The organism is Variovorax sp. P1_H12_2, assembly GCF_056405335.1.
The window spans coordinates 1-1,284 of the sequence record NZ_JBFUCI010000749.1; the positions used below are offsets into that span (position 1 = coordinate 1).

The window sequence follows — 1,284 nt, forward strand, 5'->3', positions numbered from 1 at the left end:
CGGACCTACAATCCCACGCATGTCCTCCTCCATGCTCCTCGTTCGCCTCGCCACGCTCGTGCTGGCCTGTGCCGCGCCCGTCGCTGTCGTTTTTGCGCAAAACCCGCAGCCGTCGGCCCCGGCGCCCGCCCAGGGACAGCAGGACCCGGACAAGGCGGCCGGCCGCCAGAACCAGAGGATCGAGCGCATCCACACCGAGGACAGCGGCGCCACCATCGACGAACTGCGCGTCGGCGGCCAGACCCAGGACATCACGGTCAAGCCCAAGAACAACGCCCCGGCCTACCAGGTCATGCCCAACGCCGAAGAACGCGTGCGCAACCAGGGCCAGTCCGACTCCAGCGCGGGCGAAGGCGGCTCGCGCGTCTGGTGGAACGTCTTCAAGTTCTGAGCGCGCAGTGGCGGTTTTCACGGAAGTCGGATTCGACGAAGCCGACGCGCTCGTCCAGCGCCTGGGTCTCGGCCCCCTGACCGCCCTCAAGGGCATCGAGGGCGGCATCGAGAACACGAACTACTTCGCCAGCACCGAGGCCGGCGAGTTCGTCCTCACCCTGTTCGAGCGCCTGGGCGCCGAACAGCTCCCCTACTACCTCTGCCTGATGAAGCACCTGGCGGCCCACGGCATCCCGGTGCCCGAGCCGCTGGCCGACCCGGACGTCGCGGCGCACAAGGGCCATCCGCTGTCGATCCCGGCCAACGCGCCCTGCGAGTTGCTGCACACGGTGGCCGGCAAGCCGGCGGCGGTGGTCCAGCGCCTGAACGGCAAGAGCGAACTGGCACCGACGGCGGCCCATTGCGCCGAACTCGGGCGGCTGCTGGCCCGCATGCATCTGGCGGGCCGCGACTACCCGCGCATCCAGCCCAACCTGCGCGGCCTGCCCTGGTGGAACGACACCGCGCCGGTGGTGCTGCCCTACCTGGAGGCCGCTCAGGCTGGACTGCTGCGCAGCGAACTGGCCTACCAGAATCACGTGGCCGAATCCTCGGCCTATGCTGCGCTGCCGCGCGGGCCGGTGCATGCCGACCTGTTCCGCGACAACGCGATGTTCGACACCCACGCCAGCGCCGACGCGCCGCGCCTCACGGGTGTCTTCGATTTCTATTTCGCCGGCGCCGACAGCTGGCTGTTCGACATCGCCGTGTGCCTCAACGACTGGGCCATCGACCTCGCCAGCGGCCGCCACGATGCCGCGCGGGCCGACGCCCTGCTGGCCGCCTACGGCACCGTGCGCCCCCTGACCGGCGCCGAGCGTGCGCTGCTGCCCGCCATGCTGCGGGCCGCGG

General features: G+C 70.5%; 2 protein-coding genes. Both read left to right on the plus strand.

The window, feature by feature from the left end:
* Positions 1–31: 31 nt before the first annotated feature.
* Positions 32–391, plus strand: a complete 360-nt coding sequence (locus tag AC1D2K_RS34830) for a hypothetical protein (protein WP_478095006.1) — start codon at positions 32–34, stop codon at positions 389–391.
* 7 nt (positions 392–398) lie between these two features.
* Positions 399–1,284 (plus strand): homoserine kinase (locus AC1D2K_RS34835; protein WP_478095007.1); only part of this gene is annotated, 886 nt, incomplete at its 3' end.

What these genes read in the sequence shown, in the direction of transcription:
- AC1D2K_RS34830 (WP_478095006.1), top strand. Translation starts at nt 32, where the DNA reads ATGCTCCTCGTTCGCCTCGCCACGCTCGTGCTGGCCTGTGCCGCGCCC.